16 protein-coding genes are annotated in these 19773 nt (G+C 45.1%); 8 read left to right on the plus strand and 8 right to left on the minus strand.

Annotation, left to right across the window (positions count from 1 at the left end):
- Nucleotides 1-209: 209 nt before the first annotated feature.
- On the plus strand, nt 210-4655 hold the full coding sequence (locus MSSIT_RS01680) for a cobaltochelatase subunit CobN (RefSeq protein ID WP_231590334.1): 4446 nt from the start codon (nt 210-212) through the stop codon (nt 4653-4655).
- 243 nt (nt 4656-4898) lie between these two features.
- Here MSSIT_RS01680 and tsaA read toward each other — a convergent pair whose 3' ends face one another.
- Complete coding sequence (gene tsaA, locus MSSIT_RS01685; protein ID WP_048169472.1) at nt 4899-5336, minus strand: tRNA (N6-threonylcarbamoyladenosine(37)-N6)-methyltransferase TrmO; 438 nt, start codon at nt 5334-5336, stop codon at nt 4899-4901.
- A complete protein-coding gene (locus tag MSSIT_RS01690; protein ID WP_082088841.1) occupies nt 5329-5964 on the minus strand; it encodes an FmdE family protein in 636 nt (211 codons plus the stop codon). Before MSSIT_RS01690 ends, tsaA begins: the two co-directional genes overlap by 8 nt.
- Before the next feature lie 1328 nt (nt 5965-7292).
- Between MSSIT_RS01690 and MSSIT_RS01695 the strand changes: the two genes are divergently transcribed.
- Both MSSIT_RS01695 and MSSIT_RS01700 read left to right on the plus strand, forming a co-directional pair.
- Nucleotides 7293-8081, plus strand: coding sequence for a helix-turn-helix transcriptional regulator (locus MSSIT_RS01695; RefSeq protein WP_048169475.1), 789 nt, complete (start codon nt 7293-7295; stop codon nt 8079-8081).
- Nucleotides 8082-8157: 76 nt separating this feature from the next.
- Nucleotides 8158-9081, plus strand: coding sequence for a ribose 1,5-bisphosphate isomerase (locus tag MSSIT_RS01700; protein WP_048169477.1), 924 nt, complete (start codon nt 8158-8160; stop codon nt 9079-9081).
- Between the two features lie 96 nt (nt 9082-9177).
- Here the strand turns inward: MSSIT_RS01700 and MSSIT_RS01705 are convergent, their stop codons facing one another.
- From MSSIT_RS01705 to pyrH, 6 genes are all read right to left on the minus strand, one after another.
- A complete protein-coding gene (locus MSSIT_RS01705) occupies nt 9178-9894 on the minus strand; it encodes an ABC transporter ATP-binding protein (protein ID WP_394296906.1) in 717 nt (238 codons plus the stop codon).
- A gap of 200 nt (nt 9895-10094) precedes the next feature.
- On the minus strand, nt 10095-10358 hold the full coding sequence (locus MSSIT_RS01710) for a type II toxin-antitoxin system RelE family toxin (RefSeq protein WP_048169479.1): 264 nt from the start codon (nt 10356-10358) through the stop codon (nt 10095-10097).
- Nucleotides 10346-10627, minus strand: a complete 282-nt coding sequence (locus tag MSSIT_RS21570; protein ID WP_082088842.1) for a DUF7557 family protein — start codon at nt 10625-10627, stop codon at nt 10346-10348. The genes MSSIT_RS01710 and MSSIT_RS21570 overlap by 13 nt, the downstream gene beginning before the upstream one ends.
- 99 nt (nt 10628-10726) lie before the next feature.
- Nucleotides 10727-11842: an ABC transporter permease gene (locus MSSIT_RS01720; protein ID WP_048169483.1), complete on the minus strand. Its 1116-nt coding sequence runs from the start codon at nt 11840-11842 to the stop codon at nt 10727-10729.
- Between the two features lie 88 nt (nt 11843-11930).
- Nucleotides 11931-13109, minus strand: a complete 1179-nt coding sequence (locus tag MSSIT_RS01725) for a hypothetical protein (RefSeq protein WP_048169485.1) — start codon at nt 13107-13109, stop codon at nt 11931-11933.
- 186 nt (nt 13110-13295) lie between these two features.
- Nucleotides 13296-13997 (minus strand): UMP kinase, encoded by a 702-nt coding sequence (gene pyrH, locus MSSIT_RS01730; protein ID WP_048169487.1) that lies wholly within the window; start codon nt 13995-13997, stop codon nt 13296-13298.
- A 303-nt stretch (nt 13998-14300) separates the two neighbouring features.
- On the opposite strand from pyrH, the gene MSSIT_RS01735 reads away from it, so the two are divergent.
- The 5 genes from MSSIT_RS01735 (at nt 14301) to MSSIT_RS01755 (ending at nt 19752) form a co-directional block, all read left to right on the plus strand.
- Nucleotides 14301-16088, plus strand: coding sequence for a hypothetical protein (locus tag MSSIT_RS01735; RefSeq protein WP_052721473.1), 1788 nt, complete (start codon nt 14301-14303; stop codon nt 16086-16088).
- A 147-nt stretch (nt 16089-16235) separates the two neighbouring features.
- Entirely contained in the window at nt 16236-16817 is a 582-nt protein-coding gene (larC, locus tag MSSIT_RS01740) for a nickel insertion protein (RefSeq protein ID WP_231590518.1), read from the plus strand.
- Nucleotides 16818-17048: 231 nt separating this feature from the next.
- A complete protein-coding gene (locus MSSIT_RS01745; RefSeq protein WP_048169490.1) occupies nt 17049-17627 on the plus strand; it encodes a TetR/AcrR family transcriptional regulator in 579 nt (192 codons plus the stop codon).
- A 162-nt stretch (nt 17628-17789) separates the two neighbouring features.
- On the plus strand, nt 17790-18857 hold the full coding sequence (locus tag MSSIT_RS01750; protein ID WP_052721474.1) for a DUF362 domain-containing protein: 1068 nt from the start codon (nt 17790-17792) through the stop codon (nt 18855-18857).
- The gene (locus MSSIT_RS01755) at nt 18850-19752 is read left to right on the plus strand and encodes a permease (protein ID WP_048169492.1); all 903 of its coding nucleotides are present in this window, start codon (nt 18850-18852) and stop codon (nt 19750-19752) included. Before MSSIT_RS01750 ends, MSSIT_RS01755 begins: the two co-directional genes overlap by 8 nt.
- The last annotated feature ends 21 nt before the right edge of the window (nt 19753-19773 follow it).

Raw genomic sequence — 19773 nt, forward strand, 5'->3', positions numbered from 1 at the left:
ATACACTTTTAAAAATATATTACCCAATTTATGTTTTTTTCCTTAAAAAAATCCCAAATTTAGAAAATAATTGAAGATCAGTCCGTGCCTACGTTTTCCATAAACAGGCACGGGCTGTATACTACAGGTGTTTCGATATGCTTGGAACTAGATATATCTCTATTCAAAAAAACTTTTGTATAAAATTCTTAACTTCGGTATTGCTGTTAATGCTCTTAAGCTCGCTGATATCGACAGCCTCGGCAGCGGAAAATACATTCAGTTTCGTGCTGGGAGCGGAGAACAATACGGAGGCATTTGAAGCCGTGCTTGCTGAAGGTGATCCGGGAGTAACTATAAATCTCTATAATGCGACCGAAGCAAATTCCACGGACTTCAGTTCGGAAAAGGTGCTCTTTCTTGCTTCCCTTGATGAGGAGGCCCTCGCAAACATCAACAGTACGCTAAACCAGAGTGCACACATCGTTTCTTATGACCTTCCCGAAGGGTTTGACCTGGGGAACTCAAACGATCCGAATATGACGGAGCTCTGGGAAGCCGGAGGGTACCATAACATAAAAACGCTCATACGATACATGAACGACACGTTTTACGGAGGTGGCGTTCAGGCCCCGGAAAAGCTTGAAGTTGCTTTTGTCTTTTCCAGGGAAAGTGCCGTACTGACGATGGATAAAGTGGCTCTTGACCCTGAGCTCTCCGGGGTCATTAATATCAGTACGTATTTCGGGCGTTCCAATGAAGACCTGAGCTTCGATCTGAGCGACAAGGATATTATAATAATGAGAAACCTTGATGCCCAGGTAATCGAAGCTATCTCTCCTACCGTCAATCAGGCAAAAGCCAACGGGGCTTATATTATCAGTTTGGGAGACCTGATTCAGTCTTACAACCTGCACAATGTCAACCTCTCGGACCCGAATTATGCTGATATTACTGAATATTTCACATACGATTCGGAAGAAAACTTCAAGAGGCTTGCTACTTTTGTGGGGGTTAAGTTCGCAGACAGGTATGACGTGATCGAAGAGCCCGTTTCGCGTCCTTTATACGGGCTTTACCACCCCGATGCCCCGGAAGTCTATTCCTCTGCCGGTGATTATCTTGATTGGTACATTAACAGAGGAGATGATGGGCATGTTTATGACCCTGCAATGCCAACTGTGGGGATTATCTCGGATAGTTTCACGTACATTGACACCAGGGATGCACCGCTTGTGGAGGCTCTTGTTGATTCCTTCGAATCCAGTGGCTGCAATGTGGTTGTTGCTACTTATTCATATAAAGACGAAGGTTCCAGGGACTATTTAATGTTGAACGGGAGCTGTATCGCAGACAGTGTGGTCATAATTTCCCGGGGTTCTCGCTTCAACTATGCCGACTCCGAACAGGGAATCGAGGACCTTAAGACCTGGAATGTGATCCCCCTGAATGGAATCCGCCTTTTCTACGATGTGAGTGCGGAGGAATGGGAAAACTCCTCTCACGGGGTCGGGCCCGAGCAAACTTACCAGCTTTCGGCTGCGGAGATGGACGGGATCATAGAGCCCATAGTAATCGGTTGCAAGGACCCGTCGATCGGGGATTCGGTTTACTATCCGATTGACTACCAGGTGGAATGGCTGGTAAACAGGACAATTTCCTGGACCGAGCTCCACCGCAAAACAAACTCCGAAAAGAAGATCGTAATCCCCTATTATGCTGCAGAAGCCGGGAAAGCTGAAATCGGGGCTGACATTGACTACTACCTGGACGCCCAGGCAAGCCTTGCAAACATCCTTGTAGCAATGAAGGAAAGGGGCTACAACCTCGGAAATGACAGCCTTCCGGACAGGGACGAACTTGCCGAAATCATGACGGAAAGAGGACACAATGTAGGGGTCTGGGCCCCGGGAGTTCTTGATTCCCTTGTTGAAAACGGGGATGTTATCCTCATTCCTGAAGCCAGGTACCTTGAATGGTTTGATGCTCTCCCTGAAGAGAAGCAGGCTGAAATGGAAGACATCTGGGGGCCTGCTCCCGGGGAGATCATGGTCTGGGAAAACGAGACCGGAAAGTATCTCGTAATTCCGAAGCTCGAATACGGAAATGTGCTGCTTGCTCCCGATCCAATGTGGGGCTGGGACCAGGACGAGTCCGTGACCTACTATGACGGTTCGATCCCGCCGACTCACCAGTGTCTGGCTTTCTACAAGTATATGGGAGAGGAGTACGGGGCAGATGCTCTTTTCACGATTTTCTCGAGTGTTGAGATGATGCCCGGAAAGGAATCCGGACTTTCCGCAAAGGACTGGGGTGCGATTCTCCTCCAGGACATGCCTATGGTTCATGTGCTTCCTATGGATGCCGAGGGGATTTTTGACAGGCGCAGGGCAAACATGCTGGTTGTGGACTTTCTGACCCCGACCATTGTACCTTCCGGGCTTTACGGGAACCTGACGCTGCTCCAGCAGGACATAAGCCTGTTCGAACAGGCAGCTGACCCGGCAGTTAAGGCCGAGTACAGAGAGCTCATCCTTAATAGTACCCGGGAGCTTGACCTTGACACGGACCTGGGAGTGGACCTTGAAAGCATTGCCGGAAACGAAACAAAAACCGATGCTTTCATCGAGGACCTGGACGCCTATCTCGGAGAACTGAAGACTATCTACATGCCTTACGGTTCGCATACCCTGAGTGAACCCCCTACGGGGGAAAGTCTGGTTGCAATGGTCGAGGCAATGCTAGGGGATGATTTCAAAGCCCGTGTAGAGGAAGTAAACTCTACGGAAGGGTTGACGACGGCTCTTCTCAATGAGACCGTACTTTCCGGAAAGACAGCCGAAGAAGCCCAGAACCTGGTGCTGGGTACGACTTCGGAGAATGTAAGCTCCGATCTCGAACTTGCCCTTGAGTATACGGAGAGAATAAATGCCTGTACCATTGAGATCCCGCGTGTTCTCGATGCTCTGGAAGGTAAATATATCCCACCGGGGCCTGCAGGGGACCCTATCAGGAACCCGGATGCTCTTCCGACAGGGAGAAACCTCTGTACCTTTGATGACCGTTTGGTGCCCACTAAGGCTGCCTGGAATGTGGGAGTCAAACTCGGAGACGAACTTCTCGAAGAGCTCCTTGCTGAAAACGGGGCCTATCCTGAAAAAGTCTCTTTCCTGCTCTGGTCTATTGAGACATCAAGGAACCAGGGGACCATGGAGTCCGAGATCTTCTACCTCCTTGGTGTGAAACCTGTACGGGACAGCAAAGGAAGGGTAAAGGACGTGGAACTTATCGATTCGGATGAACTCGGAAGGCCCAGAATAGATGTTCTGGTCACAACTTCGGGGTCCTACCGCGACATGTATGCAAGCCGGCTCCAGTTAATTGACAGGGCGGTAAAACTTGCGGCAAATGCTTCTGATAATGAAACCTATCTTAACTATGTAAAACAAAACTCCGAGAAGATTGAGGAAGCTTTGCTGGTTGCCGGGTATGATCAGGAAACCGCGGAGAACCTTTCCACATCTCGTATTTTCTGCCCGTCACCCGGTTCGTATACTCCGGGAATCGAAAATGCCATTTCTGGAGCAGACTGGGAAGACAGGGAAGATATCGCAGATCTCTATATCGACCGTATGGGATACGTTTACGGGGAAAACATCTGGGGAGAACAGTACACGGATGTCTTCCGGGAAAATCTTGCTGATGTGGAAGTCGGGGTCTTTAGCCGGACGTCCAATGTTTACGGAGTGCTTGAGCACCCGATGGTTGCAGCCTATTTCGGAGGGCTTTCCATGGCAGTGGAAAGTGTTCGAGGCAGCAGTCCCGACATGTACATCAATAACCTGCGTAGCTCAGGAGAGGAAGGCGTGGAAACCCTGCAGCACTTCCTGAGCCGGGATCTCCGTTCTCGCTATATGAACCCCACATGGATCGAAGGCATGATGCAGGACGGGTACGACGGGACACGTTATATGAATGCCTTTGTAGAGAATATGCGGGTCTGGGAAGTTGCGACCCCCGATCTGGTTACGGAGGACATGTGGAATGAGGTATACAAAACTTATTTCCGGGACCAGTATGACCTGGGAGTTACCGAGCACCTGAAAAATACGAACCCTTATGCCTATCAGTCAATTGCCCTGAACCTCCTCGAATCCGTAAGGAGGGGAGACTGGAATCCTCCCGATGAAGTCCTGGAAGAGCTTGCCAGGGAGTATGCGGAATCCGTGGTAGAAGACGGGGTCACCTGCTGCCACCACACCTGCGGAAACCCGACCTTAAACAGCTATGTAGCAGGCCTGGTCTCAGTCCCCGGTTTCACCGAAGCAATCGAAGAGGCTACGCAGGAATCCCTTGAGCAGGAGGTATCTGAAAAGCACAGCAGCAGTGGGAACAAGGGGAGTTCGACTCCTGTGATTCGGAGTTCTGAGAGCAGCAATCAGACTGTTATGGAGGAAGATACCGGATACGGGGTTGATTCTCCCGAACCTGCACCTGAAGTCTCAGGGTCTTCTGCAGATCCGGATTATGTCGAAGGCTATGAAATGACGCAGGAGACTGTTGAAAATGAGGATGGGGGAGGGATGTCCTTCTCGGGTGCGGATATTTTAGGAACTCTTTTCGTACTGGTTGCAGCCGGAGGAATTTACCTGGGCATACGGAAGAAAAAGTTTTAAGGTACAAATAAACCGAATGTTAAAAACAGCTAAGGTGTCTGGAAAAGGGGAAACCCTTTTTTCCTTTCTTTTTATGTGGGAAAGGCCTTTTCCAGTTCTTTATTTTATTTCTCTATTTATTTCTCTATTTATTTCTCTATTTATTCCTGTATGCCTGGTTTTATCTCTTAATGTCTGATTTTTATTTTCGAGTGTCCGGTTTTTGTCCCCGAATACCTCTTTTTCTACCTTTTAATACCTTTTTCAGGCTTTACTTTCTTCTGTTTTTTCTTCAAGATCTTTTATATAGGGTTTTATATCCAGTACAGGGGTCCCGTTGATGGCATCTAGGCCCTTTACGTAGAGCACGTTTCCTTCCACTTTTAAGAACTCTACGATGGTCAGCCCTATCCCGTTCGGACGGAACGGGCTTCTGCTCGCAAAAACCCCGGACATCTCCCCGTCATAATGGCGGCGGTGGATCAGTTTATACCCTTTTGATTTGCTGAAATAAAAGAGAATATACAGTTTTTCAAGTTCGTCTACCCTGTAAAGCCCGTCTATCAGGTCTTTTCTGAGGATAATTTTTGAGACCTTTCCGTAGATCTCTTCGTTATGGCCGGGCTTGAGGTAGTCATTCTCAACATAGCCTATGGGGGTAAATTCGACTTTTTCGGGGATTGGTTCTGTATTTTCATTCATCTTTTGCCTCAAAGCAGGGAATACAGACTATTTCTCCGTTTTTCACCCTTCCAAGGGGCTCCATAAAGCCTTCTCCGCATTTACTGCATATAAGGGTAGGGTAGATTATGGCCTTTTCCGGGGGCTCGATTTCCACTTCACTCACGAAGAAAAGTTCCTCTTCAGGCATTTCCAGAATTCTCTGGCTTTTTGCTGCGTGGGAAACCCTGAATTCCTCTGCTTCTTCAGGGCTCGCAGTTCCTGCTCTCAGTTTTGCGAAGAGTGCCGTGTGTCTGTCGTCCCGGGGGAAGGCATCCGAGGTCATGGAAATTCGGAGGGCTTTTTTGTCTCCTCTCTTGAAAAACGTATATACATGCTTTCCGTGTTCTTTAAAGATGAGATTTCCTTTCCCGCAGGTGCAGCCATTGATCGCCTGAATCGCATCCACCGCGCACGACCTGTTTTCCACGACTGCAACGAGCTCTTCGTCTTCACTCCTGTCCTTGAAACGGTCGGCAGCCAGAGCAGCTACTCTGTACCCTATGGAAATGCCCGGACAGACATGTCCGTGGAACTTTACAGCAGTATCAAAATCAGCGTTATTGAATTCCAGGTTTCCAACTCCTACTTTAATTTCTTTTTCTGGTATCTCTGATTAATTAAATTGACCTGTTTCATATTCCCTGACTATTATTTATAAATTCTGTATTTCTTTGATGCTACAAAAAAAGTATGAAGTATTAACTGACGAGGGCCGTTGCTATTGTTTTTTCACAGTTTCAAAGGTGAGTTGCGTACGTTCATTGAGTTCCTCTACTCTTCCACTATATGATTTATATTTGGAAATATAAAAACAAGTCTATTTTTATAAAAAACAATCCGACTTAAGGAATATATCTCTGCTTAAAATAAATATTTCTACTTAAAATATATATTTCTGCTTGAAATAGATATCTCTGCTTAAAATATATATTTCTGCTTGAAATAGGTATCTCTGCTTAAGAAAAATTCTATGTTTCGTAAAAAGAGTTGAAAGGTTTTACTTTCCTTCATAATTAGGATAATAGGGACCGTAATTTTTTTCCCTGAGGTCCCTACCGATGATCCAACCCCGTAAGACCGAGAGTAAACCCCTTGCTCTCAATCTCTATTCTTTTTTATGGTTTCTAATTATATAACATAAACGACATGAAAAATTGCTTATCTATCAAAAAAATGAGGTCACTATTTTTTTATATTTCTTTAAAATATTTATTTACATCAAATTTTTTGACAACATTAAAACTTTCAACATAATTGAAAAAGATAACTATTTTTTCCTTTTCTTTCATCCTTAAAATTTATTTCCGGATTTTAATATACACAATCAGAGTTTTTTCAACTCAAAAAATTCAAGTCCAGGGTTTCAGATCTCGGTTTTTCTCGATCACTAACTTCCTCTCTCATAATTCCTCCTCCTAACCCAAATTTCTATAATTTATTTTGTCCAGCTAAACTATTATTTAAAAAAATTAAGTGCATGAATAGTCTGGATCACTCGGTTTTTTATGGATCTGGATCCTTAAAAAATATCGGTGTTAGAATTGGGAGCCGTTTGCCACCTCTGATTCGGCTCCCAAATGTATGATTCAACCCCTATACGATTAAGAGAAAAACCCCTTAACTCTTAATCGTCGACTTCTTCTTTATGTTATATAGGTATATAACCTATCCGACCTCAAAATTTGGTTCTCATTAAATAATTTAGCAGCTTCAAAATCAAGGTCTTTTGACCTGAAAATTCGATTTTACATCCTTAATCTTTCTGATTTTTCACTCTGTAACATTTATTTGGATTTATACTTTTCTGTAAAGGCTATAATATCAAATTTTTTTGTATAGACACATGGTAATTTTTAGTTAATTGATACTTTTTCTGGGAAAAACGGTGAAATATACGAAAGATACTTATCACGTGCTCACCTATATTTCAAAAACATGAACAGTCAGCTTCTTGAATTAATTTTCCTCTCTGAGAAAAGAAAAAACATTCTTTTATTCTTATTAGAGGGGCCAAAAACTACCGGAGAAATAAAAGAATATCTGGATGCTAATGCGGTAGCAGTACTTCCTCAATTAAAAAAACTAAGGGAAGATTCCCTGGTGTTCAAAGAAGAAGACATTTACGGCCTGTCTCCTCTTGGCATAGCTGTAGCCGGGAGAATGCAGGCAATGGTAAGTTTATTAAATGTTTTTGGTAAAAACTATGAGTACTGGTCAAAACATTCAGTTGAGTGCATCCCACTCTCGTTAAGGAACAGGATTGGAGATCTGGAAAACTGCAAATTTTCCGAACCTCCTGACTGGACCCATCTTTTTGAACCTCACAGGGAATTTGTGGAAAAACTTTCAATATCGAGAAGAATCAGGGGCATTGCCTCTATTTTTCACCCTCTTTACCCGTATCTTTTTCTCTCTTTCGCAGCAAAAGGGGCGGATATCTCTCTTCTTGTTACCCGTACGGTTTACGGGAGAATAATAGAGGAATACCAGACGGAATTAAGAGAATTTCTAAAGTTACCCAATTCCAGTTTCTATGTCTGTGACGAAAAAATAGATTTTTCTCATGTTGTTACTGACAGGTTCCTCTCTCTAACGCTTCCTTTTTCAGATGGCACTTTCGACCATAAACAGGATGTTCTGTGCTTCGATCCCGCTGGCCTTCAATGGGGAGAAGACCTTTTTGCTTACTACAGGGAGAGGTCCGAAGAAATAACCGGGATTTGAATTTAAGTAATCCGGGTAAATCTCTGGACGCTGCCGGAAGATAGCTATAAATCGGACTCTGTCTATCCTTTATATTATGGAAAAAGTTCAGGAAACCGCAGAAAAGATCCGGACAATGGAAATCCGGGGCGCAGGCAGAATTGCAAAAGCAGCTGCTGAAGCCATCAGGGATTATGCCGCAGGGCTGGAGGCAGCTTCAATGGAAGAGTTTGCAGCCAGCATCCAGGAAGTTTCGAGTTTTCTTATCGGTACCCGCCCAACGGCTGTTTCCCTTCCGAACGCCGTAAAACTTGCTTCCAGATATTCTTCGGAAAATGTGGAAGAGGCAAGACAGGAAATCATCACAAATGCAAACCTTTTTATTGAAAGAGCAGACCGCGCACTTGAAAAAATAGGAAAAATAGGGTCAAGAAGAATTCAGGACGGAGACGTTATTATGACCCACTGCAACTCGCATGCTGCGCTTTCCATAATCACCACTGCTTTTGAGGCCGGAAAGGATATTTCAGTACTCGCTACCGAAAGCCGCCCTCGTCGTCAGGGCTTATTGACGATCCGGCACCTTAACGACTTTAGCATCCCAACAACCCTGATCGTGGACTCTGCCGTACGTTACTACATGAAAAGAGTGGACAAAGTAATCGTTGGGGCGGATGCAATTGCAGCCAACGGAGCTCTTGTAAACAAGATAGGGACTTCTCAGCTTGCTCTTGCCGCCCATGAAGCCAGAAAAAGTTTTATGGTAGCTGCCGAGACATTCAAGTTCAGCCCGAATACCATTGTGGGAAACCCGATAGAAATCGAAGAAAGGGATTCAGACGAAGTAGTCAACCCTTCCGTCCTTGCGGATCTCCCTCATGTGCGGGTAAGAAACCCGGCTTTTGACTTTACCCCTTCAGAATATATTGATATGATCGTAACAGACATCGGAATCATCCCGCCCGCGATGGCGTATACCGTCATAAAAGAGCACCTGGGATGGGAACTCGGAGAAATCTAAAGAAATCCTTTCAAGGTCTCTTTTCTTTCTTTTCTTTTGACTGGGTTCAAGGCAAGCTGACGGGGATGTTCTATAAATGTGAAAGTGATGGTGTCTTCAGTTATCTTTGATCATCCCGTCCGTGATCCTGATCACTCTTGAGCACTCTTTTGCAACCTCGGGGTCGTGAGTAACCACGAGAATTGTCTGTCCCTTCCGGCTCAATTCCTTGAAAACCCGTACAATGGAATCTCGGGTTTTGCTGTCCACCTCTCCTGTCGGTTCATCTGCAAGAATAAGGGCAGGCCTGTTCGCAAGGGCTCTGGCAATAGAAACCCTTTGCTGTTCTCCCCCGGACAGCTCGGTGGGTTTATGGTTCAGCCGGTCTCCCAGGCCCAGATCCTCAAGCAGGGCTTTTGCTCTCTCTTTTCTCTCTTTTTTTGGCACCCTGGAAAAGCGCATTGCAAGTTCCACATTCTCAAGGGCCGAAAGAGTAGGGATCAGGTTGTAGTGCTGGAATATAAAACCGATTTTCTCTCTCCTCACTCCCGGAAGCAGCTTTTCCGGAACTGAAGTAAGGTCTGTCCCGTCAAGAATTATTTTTCCGTCAGTGGCTTTTTCAAGTGTGCCGATAAGAGCAAGGAGGGTTGATTTCCCTGAGCCGGAAGGTCCCATTATGGCAAGGAGCTCTCCCTTTCTTACGGTTATGCAGGCACAGCGGAGGGCATGGACAGGAATTTTCCCCTGCATATAGGTCTTGGAGAGGTGTTCAACACGCATGATGATTTTTTGTCCGCCGTTCTGTCCATTATTCCCTGATTTTTCTGCCAACAACAGGCCCTCCATTTTTTCAGGCATGCTTCAAAGCCTCCATCGGAATCATCTTAGAATCTCATCTTTTGATCACGGTTTGTGTTTTCAGAATATCTAATTTAAATGTTTCATGTCCTAGCTTTTTGTTTGCTGTAATTGATGGTAATATTTTATCGGAGACGAGTTTTATTGTAAAATATCTGCATTCTTGCAGTTTTGGCTCAAAATTTTCTATAGATATTTTTCCGGTCTCCGACTTTAAGGACCAGAATTATCAGTTCAAAATCATGAATCGACATAATTGCCCGATACTTTCCGACTCTATAAGCAAAAATAGGAGAATTATAAGGAGTTTTTAACTTTTTGACATGCACATAAGGATCGTCTGCTATTTCTTCAAGAGCATCGTGCACGTGATCCTGAACGTCTGCAGGCAACCTTTTCAAGTCTCTTTTAGCTGCAGGAGAATAAATTATTCGGTACATTCTTCAACCTTTGTTTTTCCGGTCCTTTCTCTTCTTTCTTTTTCTATTTCTCCCCAGACTTCTTCATGAATAAAAAATTTGCCTTCTCTATAATCACGCAGTCCTTCTTCTATTTGTTTTATTGACTCTTCACTCAGTGGCTCCCAGTCATAGGCATTGGTAGCCAATCGTTTCACGACAGAGTTATAAGATTCCTGCGGATGGATCTTCAATCCATTAAGTAACTCTTTTACTTCGGGTTCAAGACAAATTGTAGTTGTAGCTGCCATAGTATCCTATAGGTGCCTATATGTTATAACCATATCCTTGCAGGTACTGTCAAGTCTTCCGGGAAAATCAGTTATTTTTCCAGCCCTTCTAGCCCTGTCTCAGGCATGCTTCAAAGCCTCCATCGGACTCATCTTCGAAGCCCTGTAAGCCGGATAAAGCCCCGAAAGCGCTCCTATCAGCAAAGCAAAAAGCATGGCAATTACAAGGAGCCTCGGAGTTATCAGGAAAAGTACAATCCTTGTCGTTTCAAGCCAGGCATTCATGATCTGGACAGCTCCTACCCCAACTATAATTCCAAGAATTCCACCTAAAAGGCCCATGAATGAAGCCTCTCCGAGGGTCAGGAGCAGGATATCGCGCGTTTCTGCGCCGATGGCTTTCAAAATTCCGAATTCTCTCGTCCTCTCGGCAACGGACATGAGCATCGTATTCATCACGCAGAGCCCGCCTATTATTGCTGCAAGGAGCCCTGAGCTGATAGTGATTACACTGAAAATCATGAAGGACTGCCTTGCCTGTACCTCAAGTTCTCCCGGAGAAAGGGTGCTTGTGCCTTTCACGCTTAACTCGATGCGCTTGGAGAGCATCTCGGCGTCTACCCGGTCGTCGGGAACGGCAAAGATATAGGATACGGAATTCCCCACGCTGTAAAGGTCCTGGGCAGTATCGAGGGGGATTATAACAGCGTTGTCAAAGATCGAGCCGGTATAATCAAGGATCCCGACAACGGTAAAATATTTGTCATGGATTTCGAATTTGCTGCCTACCTCAAGCTCATATTCTCTTTTGATATTGTTCCCGACGACCACACTGTAGGAATCGCCCGGATTGAGGAAACGGCCTGCTTTCAGCTCCACGGGGTTAAGGGCAACGCCGGACTTTTCGGGAGGGACGCCGAGGATTTGCTTTCCGGTCATGCCCATTTTGTCCTCATCAAAGGTGGTCATTAAAAGCCCGTAGGCATCTTTTACCCCGGCTACGCGAAGCACGTCGCTTACCTTATCGTCCGTGAGCCCGCCTCCGAAGACCCCGCTTTCGGCAAAAACCCGGATTTTATCGCTGGTTACACTCATGGAACGCTCAAATGTCTGGTGGAAATTCTCGGACATTGCGCCCATAACTATAACTGCAAAAATCCCGAGGGCTATCCCGCAGATTGTCAGTGCGCTCCGGACTTTCCTGTTCGTTATGTTTCGGATGATCAGGTCAAACATAATAATCCCATAATAATCCCACATACGGATGCGTTTTCAGCTGCCAGCGTAAGCTATTGTTTTGGACTTTTTGAGACACTTAGCGCGCTTATTTTTTCCCTCTCTTTTTTCTCCCCAGCAAAATTGCAAAACACAGGAAAATTCCAAACGCTTCCTTAATTCCGAAGGCTGGGGACTCTTCAGACGGGGTTATTTCGGCTACAGGCTCAAACACCCTCAGAACCGTTTCGTGGCTGTCAAGGACTTCCTCATCAAGGTTTAACGCATATATTTTCACATTGTAGTCTCCTCTGGGGACTCCCTGCCAGATAATTCCCACGGTATCTTCTTTTCCTGCGGTCAGGATATCGGCAGTTTCTTCAAAGACCTGCACATCCCCTTCTTCAGGAGTCAGCACGACCCTGATTATCCCGTCAAAAGGTACCTGGGATTTCCCTACGATCGTAACACTTGCTCCGTATTCATCCACATCGATGTCCGTATCAAGGATTTCCACTTTTTCTTCAGCCCTGAAGTCCGATGTATAGGCTGTAGCAATGTCAGGGGAATGGGAATGTACCTTCAGGAGGGCTGTGTAATTTCGGTCTCTTTCGAGCAGGAAGGGCCAGATCATTGCTTTATAGTATGCGTCCGTTACGGGGATGTTTTCCGTCTTCTCGGAGTATATTATGTCCGTGCCTGAAAGGAGTTTTAGGTCCAGGTCTACCATGCCGGGCTCGGGCATCTGAACGAATCCGAGATTTGCAGAGCTCATAAGGGTTATCAGAACGGAAGCTTTTTCGGAGTCTGCAGAAAAATCCACAATTTTAAGGTTTGAAAGGTACTGGTTTTTGTAAGAAAAGGAAAGTTTCCGGGATTCAAGCGTTTTGCTTCCGTCCTTTACAAAAATTTGTGCCGTATAGGAGTCCCTGTCTTTCCCATAGTCCTCTTCAAGTCCCCAGAAAAGGACTTTTGTAATTTCCTGTCCTTCCTTTACGGATCCAAGGTTGAAAGTTTCCGATTTCAGAATTTCTTTTCCCGAGCTCAGGTTAAAAACAAGAGAAACGTTTTCAAGGGGCTCTTCAAACCTGACCGTTGCATCGCTCAGGTCATGGTCTGAAAAAAAGTCAATAATAAGGCTATTTTCTGCTCCGGAAGCTGTCCCATTCGTTGCCGCCGAAACAGGTCCTGCCTGGGCACAGAAGAAAATCAGGAATGCAATCAAAGAAAATAAACGGAAAGTAGAATCTCTCTGTTTTACACAGTTAGTTTTTCCTGGCAGAATCAAGCCCGTTTCCTCCTTTTTCCAAAAACTGCCGGGAACCAGGGTCGGAGACCTATCCGGTTCTCTGCGATATGAATGTATGTAGGAACCTCTATGTTTAGGTTTTGATGTATTTGAATCCGGTTTTTGATATATTGGAGTTCGGTTTAATTCCCCGGAGAAAGGCTCAAAAGCCCTGCTTCAAGTTTTTTATTTTCTTGCCGTAATCCAGGTCCCGCAGGAGACCGGAGATTTTTTGGCTACCTCTTCGCCCAGAATTTCTCCAAGCAGGGCAGGTTCCCGGGCGTCCATAACAAGGGCATCGAGCTTACAGCGTTCGATGATTTTTGCGGCTACGGGGTCTACAGGGGACTTGGAGCCTGCCTTCATCTCGATTGCCATTACTATGTTTATGAGCTTTTCAGGAGAGATCGTGTCGAATTTGACCGCGTCCGGGTCGCAGTTCGGGTCCGAGGAATAAACTCCGTCAATCGAGGTTGCAATTGTCAGAAGGTCTGCTCGCAGATACTCGGCAAGGATTGCAGCAACGGCGTCCGTGGTCTGGCCAGGGGTTACCCCTCCCATTACCACGACTTTTCCTGAGTTTATGGCTTTTGAAGCTTCAAGGTAGTTTGTGGGAATTTCAGGGTATCCGTCGAGCCCTAGAGCTGCAATAAGCAGTCTTGCGTTCAGGCGAGTGATATCGATGCCTATGTAGTCGCAGGTTACTTCATCTGCTCCCATAGCCCGTGCAGCACCGATATAGTTCCGTGCCGCTTCCCCACCACCAGTTATTACAAGCAGTGTATGTTTTTTGGATATGCTGCGCAGGATATTTGCATATTTTAAAAAACGATCCGAATCAAGGTTTTTTGCGAGAATTGAACCGCCTAATGAGAGTACTATGAGCATGATGATCTCTACACATTAACAATGCGGATTTTTAAATGTATCGATGGTATTTTTTACTCAAAGTTTTCCACATTTTTTTTATTTTCAATGTAATGCAGGGTTTTTGAGTTTTTCCCGTTCCATACCTTTTCAATGTTTATGACGGAAATTGACACAACTTTACTTGATTTTTATTTCCTTTTCCATCCGAATTTTTATTTTCTTGCGGTAGTCACAGCGTTAATACATAACTATTTACATGAATGATTTTAAACTATTGAGGGAAAATATATTCAATGTACTTTTCGGAGGAGGCGACATCTTTTGAATAACGAAATCTATGCTGCAGTAATGGCTTCAATCTCAAGTATCCAGAATCTTACCAATGATAGGATAGAAGCCCTTACCAAAGGCCATGGGATGACAAATATAGGTGCTATCTGTGCTGCAAACGCTATCTCTACGGAACTTTTCCGGGGCGTGAATATCCAGCTTACCGATGAAGATAGCGGCAGCCTGGAAATCGATCACGTACTCAAAAAAGGTATTGAAGCTGCGGAAGAAGCCGGTGCAAGCCCGGCAAATGCAGCCCTTTTTGCAGCTACGATCTGCTACTTTGCAGGCTCCAATGCCCAGGCCGGGGTTCCTGCAGGGAACCGGAAGCTTGGGGCTCTTGCTCGTATGATTGCCGGAGCTGACAGGACAGGAGTTATAGCAGTTCCCACTCCAAAGTCCAATAATAAGGTATCGGGTTTTGCGGCGGTTCAGGCTATTTACAATGCAATGGCAGAAGGCAAACTCACACGTATAGATGGAAGGAAACTTCCTCTGGGCGTTGCCGGGGGTCCCCTTTATGGGCATAACACTCTTGGGGAAGACATCGGTTTTCCTGAAGTTGCTATGAATTCGGCGAGAATCGGCACTGAAGCTATGATGCAGGCTTACTGGGGGGCAGGGATTTCCGCAAGCCCCATAATTTCGGCCATTCTCGGAGCTGCAGCAGCTCTTGAAATTGTTCACCCTGATGCTTTTGTGGGGGAGGAATACGGAGGTTTCTTTGAAGTAAATAGTGCCTATCTTGCAGGCAAAGCTGCGTGCCAGGCTGCAGGAATTCCGGAAAAGCTCCATATGCGCGGCACGGACGAAGAATACGACTCCTTCAGGCTGGTAGGAGACCTCGGGGTCATCTTGAAAGACATTGGAGCTCCCACTGTTGTCGGGATGATGTCTTTTGGTGAGATGCTGTGTGCTTTTAAAGAATCTGTCGAAATAGGGGCCGGTTTTTCCGGCGGACCTATAATGCCTCCTCTGGGGCACATGACTGCAGATGCCATTATTGTCCTGAGAGCCCTGATTAAGTTTGAAGGCAATACCGAACAGGCTGCAGACATCGTTGCAGAAGTAAAAAAGAACGAATGGCTTGACCCGGAAATCGCCGCGGTTGCCCTTAATACCATTGCAAGAAAAACCGAACAGGTCCGGAGAGGCCCTATTACACGTACCATGATCCTCGGGACTGATGGAGTTCGCTCAGCCGCCATAGTAAGGAGGGCAAAAAAGGCATATGAAGACATAAAAGCCGGAAAGTCGGTAGAGGACGTCGTGAATGAATTGGACCTGGAAAGAAAGAAAACTGTTGAAACCAGGGCGGCTGCAATGCTTGGGGCTATGACAGGGCACGATATCAAGATCGAAATTAAAAAACTGGTCGGAGGTGCCCGCAGGTGTCATCCCTTCACGAATTCTTATTACGGGTTTGACACGGATGCCGATATCGAATTAACTGTAGACGGCAAGGTTTTCGAACTGATCGGGCTTGGACAGAACGTGATCCCGGATGCTATTTTCAATGATCGAAAAGACCTTCTGGAAATCATACCTCTCGCAGCCATACCCGTCTCCGAACTTCAGCTTTCGGGGCACTCAATTATCAATATCACGGTACCTGCAGCCGTTGCAGCTGCAATGAAAGTTACCGACCCGAAAGATGTTGCAAAGCTTGCAGAAAAAGGGGGCAAGTCCTGTTCAGCTGCAATTCCGGGAGCCCGGGAAAAGGCTGTGGACGTTGCAAAAATGGCAGTCAGAATAATGGAATCCATGGAAGGTATCTGAGTACCATCCGGATGAAACCACACCAATCCACAAAAAACGGCCCTGAACCGGGCAGAGGATAAAGGGTTTAAGTTACAGGCTTAACCCCGTTTTCACCTCTGCCTTTTTCCTTTATGGATATCAACGGGAGGTCTCTTTTTGCTTTTGATGGCTAACATTGATAATATCACCTGTGATCAGGTCCCCTATCTGATCGAAGAACTTATGGAACTTGGAGCTAAAAACGTACATGTAATACCTGCCTTTACAAAGAAGGGAAGGCCTGAGTACATTTTCCTTATTGACAGTGAGGACGAAACTCTTGATTCCCTTGCCGAGTTCATGGCCATGGAAACCGGAACTCTCGGAGTCAGGCTTTTGAAGACCGAGCATTATCCCTTTGACTACGAGCTGAGGAAGCTTTGCCTTTCTTTCAGGGACGAAAATGACCTGCCTCTCTGGGAAGGGGAAATTAATATAAAAATAGTTATAGGAAAAGAGCAAAAGCCCCTTTCTGCCCGGGCGGAGTACGAAGAACTTAAGGAATTGGCAAGCCGGGTAAGGGAAGCAGGCCTGAAGCTTTCCATGTACGAAATTAAGGAATTGATCGAAGAAAGGGCTCTTAAAGGCATAAAAGATTTTACTATCAATTTCAATGATTGTGGTCCGGGACTGGACAGTGAGTCTCTGTTCCCTGTTTCGAAAAAACTGTGCTGTAAGGATAAAACGAAAACCTTCCTCGGGAATTGAACCGTTTTTTACCTTTTTTCCAGAGCAAGGCCCTTTTCCAAAAACTCTTTTTTATTCTGGGAAATTTTTATCGTGAATGTATTATCATAAAGTGCCCGTTATCTTATAGTTGCCAAAAATCTCCTGTGTACTACAACACTTAACAAGAGTTAAGTAAAAGCACCATTAAGTATTTATAATAACATAATATTAAACCATAACTGACTAATCAGTCAATAATAGAGATAATACATGAAAGAACAGGTCAAAGACAAAAAAACAGCAATTATGGGTGCTGCTCTGAAGCTCTTCACCGAAAGAGGTTTTCATGGCACCTCCACTGCACAAATCTCAAAAGACGCAGGTGTAGCCACCGGCACTCTTTTTAATTACTTCCCCACAAAGGAAGACCTTATAAACAGCCTGTATTTTGAAGTTAAAGGAGAGCTAAGCCAGGCTATGGGGAAAGATCTCGAAGCTGAGAGCACCTTTCAGGATAAATTAAGAAAAATATGGTCAAATTTAGTCAGGTGGGGAGTAGACAATCAGGAAGAATTCCTTTTTGTCGGGCAGTTCTGTTCATCCCCTTACATAACAAAATTTACGCGTGATGAAGTGATGAAAGAGTATGTTTTCCTCCATAAGCTTGTGGATGAAGGAATAAATGCGGGAGAGATCAGAGACTTTTCTGCGGATCTGGTCATTGCAATGTTTTATCAGGGTAGCAGGACAGTAGTGAATTTTATCCTTGATTCGGATTCTTCACTGGATGAAAATAAGATTATAGAAGATGGATTCCAGATTATTTGGAGAGGTTTAGCTAAGAATTAATTTTTTCTTCCTTTCATGAGTGATTAGTCAGTCACATACTAAATTAAGAAATATACTATCTAAATAATTAACAGGAAATCAAAGGCATCTGCTTGGGCATTACTTGAATGCTTTACATTTATAATAACTTCAAAGAGCATGATTCAAATGTGAGGAGGAAATATGAAAATACATTTTACTATTCTGTTAGCTTCCCTCCTGATGTTTTCTCTAATTGCAGGATGCATCACGAATGACAACGGCAACAACGCCATAAGCAACATCCCAGAGAATGCTTCTGAACCATTGGAAGTAGATAGCATTTCTGATGAGGAATCTCAAGCGATAGCTGCTCCGGACAACGTAGCGGATGGAGCGCCACAAGTCTATATGACTACTGATATCAGTCCGGAAGGGCTAATGGCGGTTTACGAAGCACTGGACCGTAATGTTACCGGAAAAGTGGCGGTAAAAATCACTACGGGAGAGCCTGGTGGTCACTATTATCTTTCTCCTGATTTGATTAAATATCTGGTACAGTCAGTGAATGGAACGATCGTTGAATGTAATACGGCTTACGGTGGCGGTCGGGCTGAGACGGCTATGCATAAACAGGTTGCAGAAGATCATGGTTATACTGCCATCGCGCCTGTTGATATTATGGATGAAGAAGGCTCTATTTCTCTGCCTTTTGAAAATGGAATAAATATTCAGGAAGATTTAGTCGGTTCCCATTTTGAAAATTACGATTCTTTCATCATGCTTTCCCATTTCAAGGGACATGCCATGGCCGGTTTCGGTGGTGCATTCAAAAACATGGCAATCGGTATTGCATCTGCTGAAGGGAAAATGTGGATCCACAGTGCTGGTAGGACTAAAAGTTTAAATGATTTTTCTCTTGCTTTTAGCACTGATCAGGATTTGTTCTTGGAATCCATGGCTGAAGCCGGCGGTGCTGTCATGAACAGTCTGGGAGAAAATATTGTGTACATCAATGTGATGAATAATTTGTCTGTTGACTGTGATTGTGACTCAAGTCCTGCTGAGCCTACAATGGCAGACATTGGCATTCTGGCATCTTTCGACCCGGTAGCGCTGGATCAGGCCTGCGTGGATCTTGTATATGCAGCTCCTGACGGACAGGATCTGATCGAGCGTATGGAATCAAGAAACGGTACTCATTTGCTCGATCATGCGGAAGAACTTGGTCTGGGCAGCCAGGACTATGAATTGGTGATACTGGATGATTGATGTACTCCAGAGGGAGTTTATATATCTCTGGTACTACTTCAGCATCCAGTTCCACCAAATTGTGAAATATTGGGCATTTGGTATTTTCCTGGGCTCGGTAATTTCCGTATATGGTAAAGACAAGATCCACAGGTTGTTTGTTTCAATTCAAAACAAACGTCTTGGAGTATTTGGGGTGATTCCGGCAGGCCTGCTCGGAATCGCCTCTCCTCTTTGTATGTACGGAACCATACCTATCGCTGCTTCATTCTCCGAAAAAGGCATGAGAGATGACTGGCTGGCCGCTTTTATGATGAGCTCCATTTTGCTGAATCCCCAACTACTCGTCTACAGCGCTGCTCTCGGCAGGACAGCGTTTGTCATGCGTTTTGTTTCATGTTTAATTTGCGGTATCCTGGCAGGGCTTTGTGTCCAGTTCTTTTTCCGAAACAAGAATTTTTTTAATTTTTCCGGATTTGCAGAACCGGCAAATCGGGATACGGATCCCAATATGCTGATTCGCCTGCTAAAAAACATCTGGAGGAATGTCAAGGCAACGGGAGGCTATTTTCTTATTGGTATCGCTCTCTCGGCACTTTTTCAGCGCTATGTGTCCCCTGACGCATTTGCAAGCCTATTTGGAAGTCAGCAGGGATTTGGCGTGTTAATGGCAGCAACGATAGGTGTACCTTTATACGTGTGTGGCGGAGGAACCATTCCTTTGCTGCTTGAGTGGTTGCGGCATGGCATGAGTATGGGTGCTGCCGCAGCATTTATGATAACGGGGCCAGCAACAAAGATAACGAATCTTGGGGCTGTGAAAATTGTTCTTGGTTCTAGGCAATTCGGTATCTACCTGTTATTCACAATTCTTTTTGCAATTACAACAGGGCTTATTATAAACTTTTATCTATAGTGCCTTATTATTGGAGCTATA

It is taken from the genome of Methanosarcina siciliae T4/M (genome assembly GCF_000970085.1).
Taxonomy (GTDB): domain Archaea; phylum Halobacteriota; class Methanosarcinia; order Methanosarcinales; family Methanosarcinaceae; genus Methanosarcina; species Methanosarcina siciliae.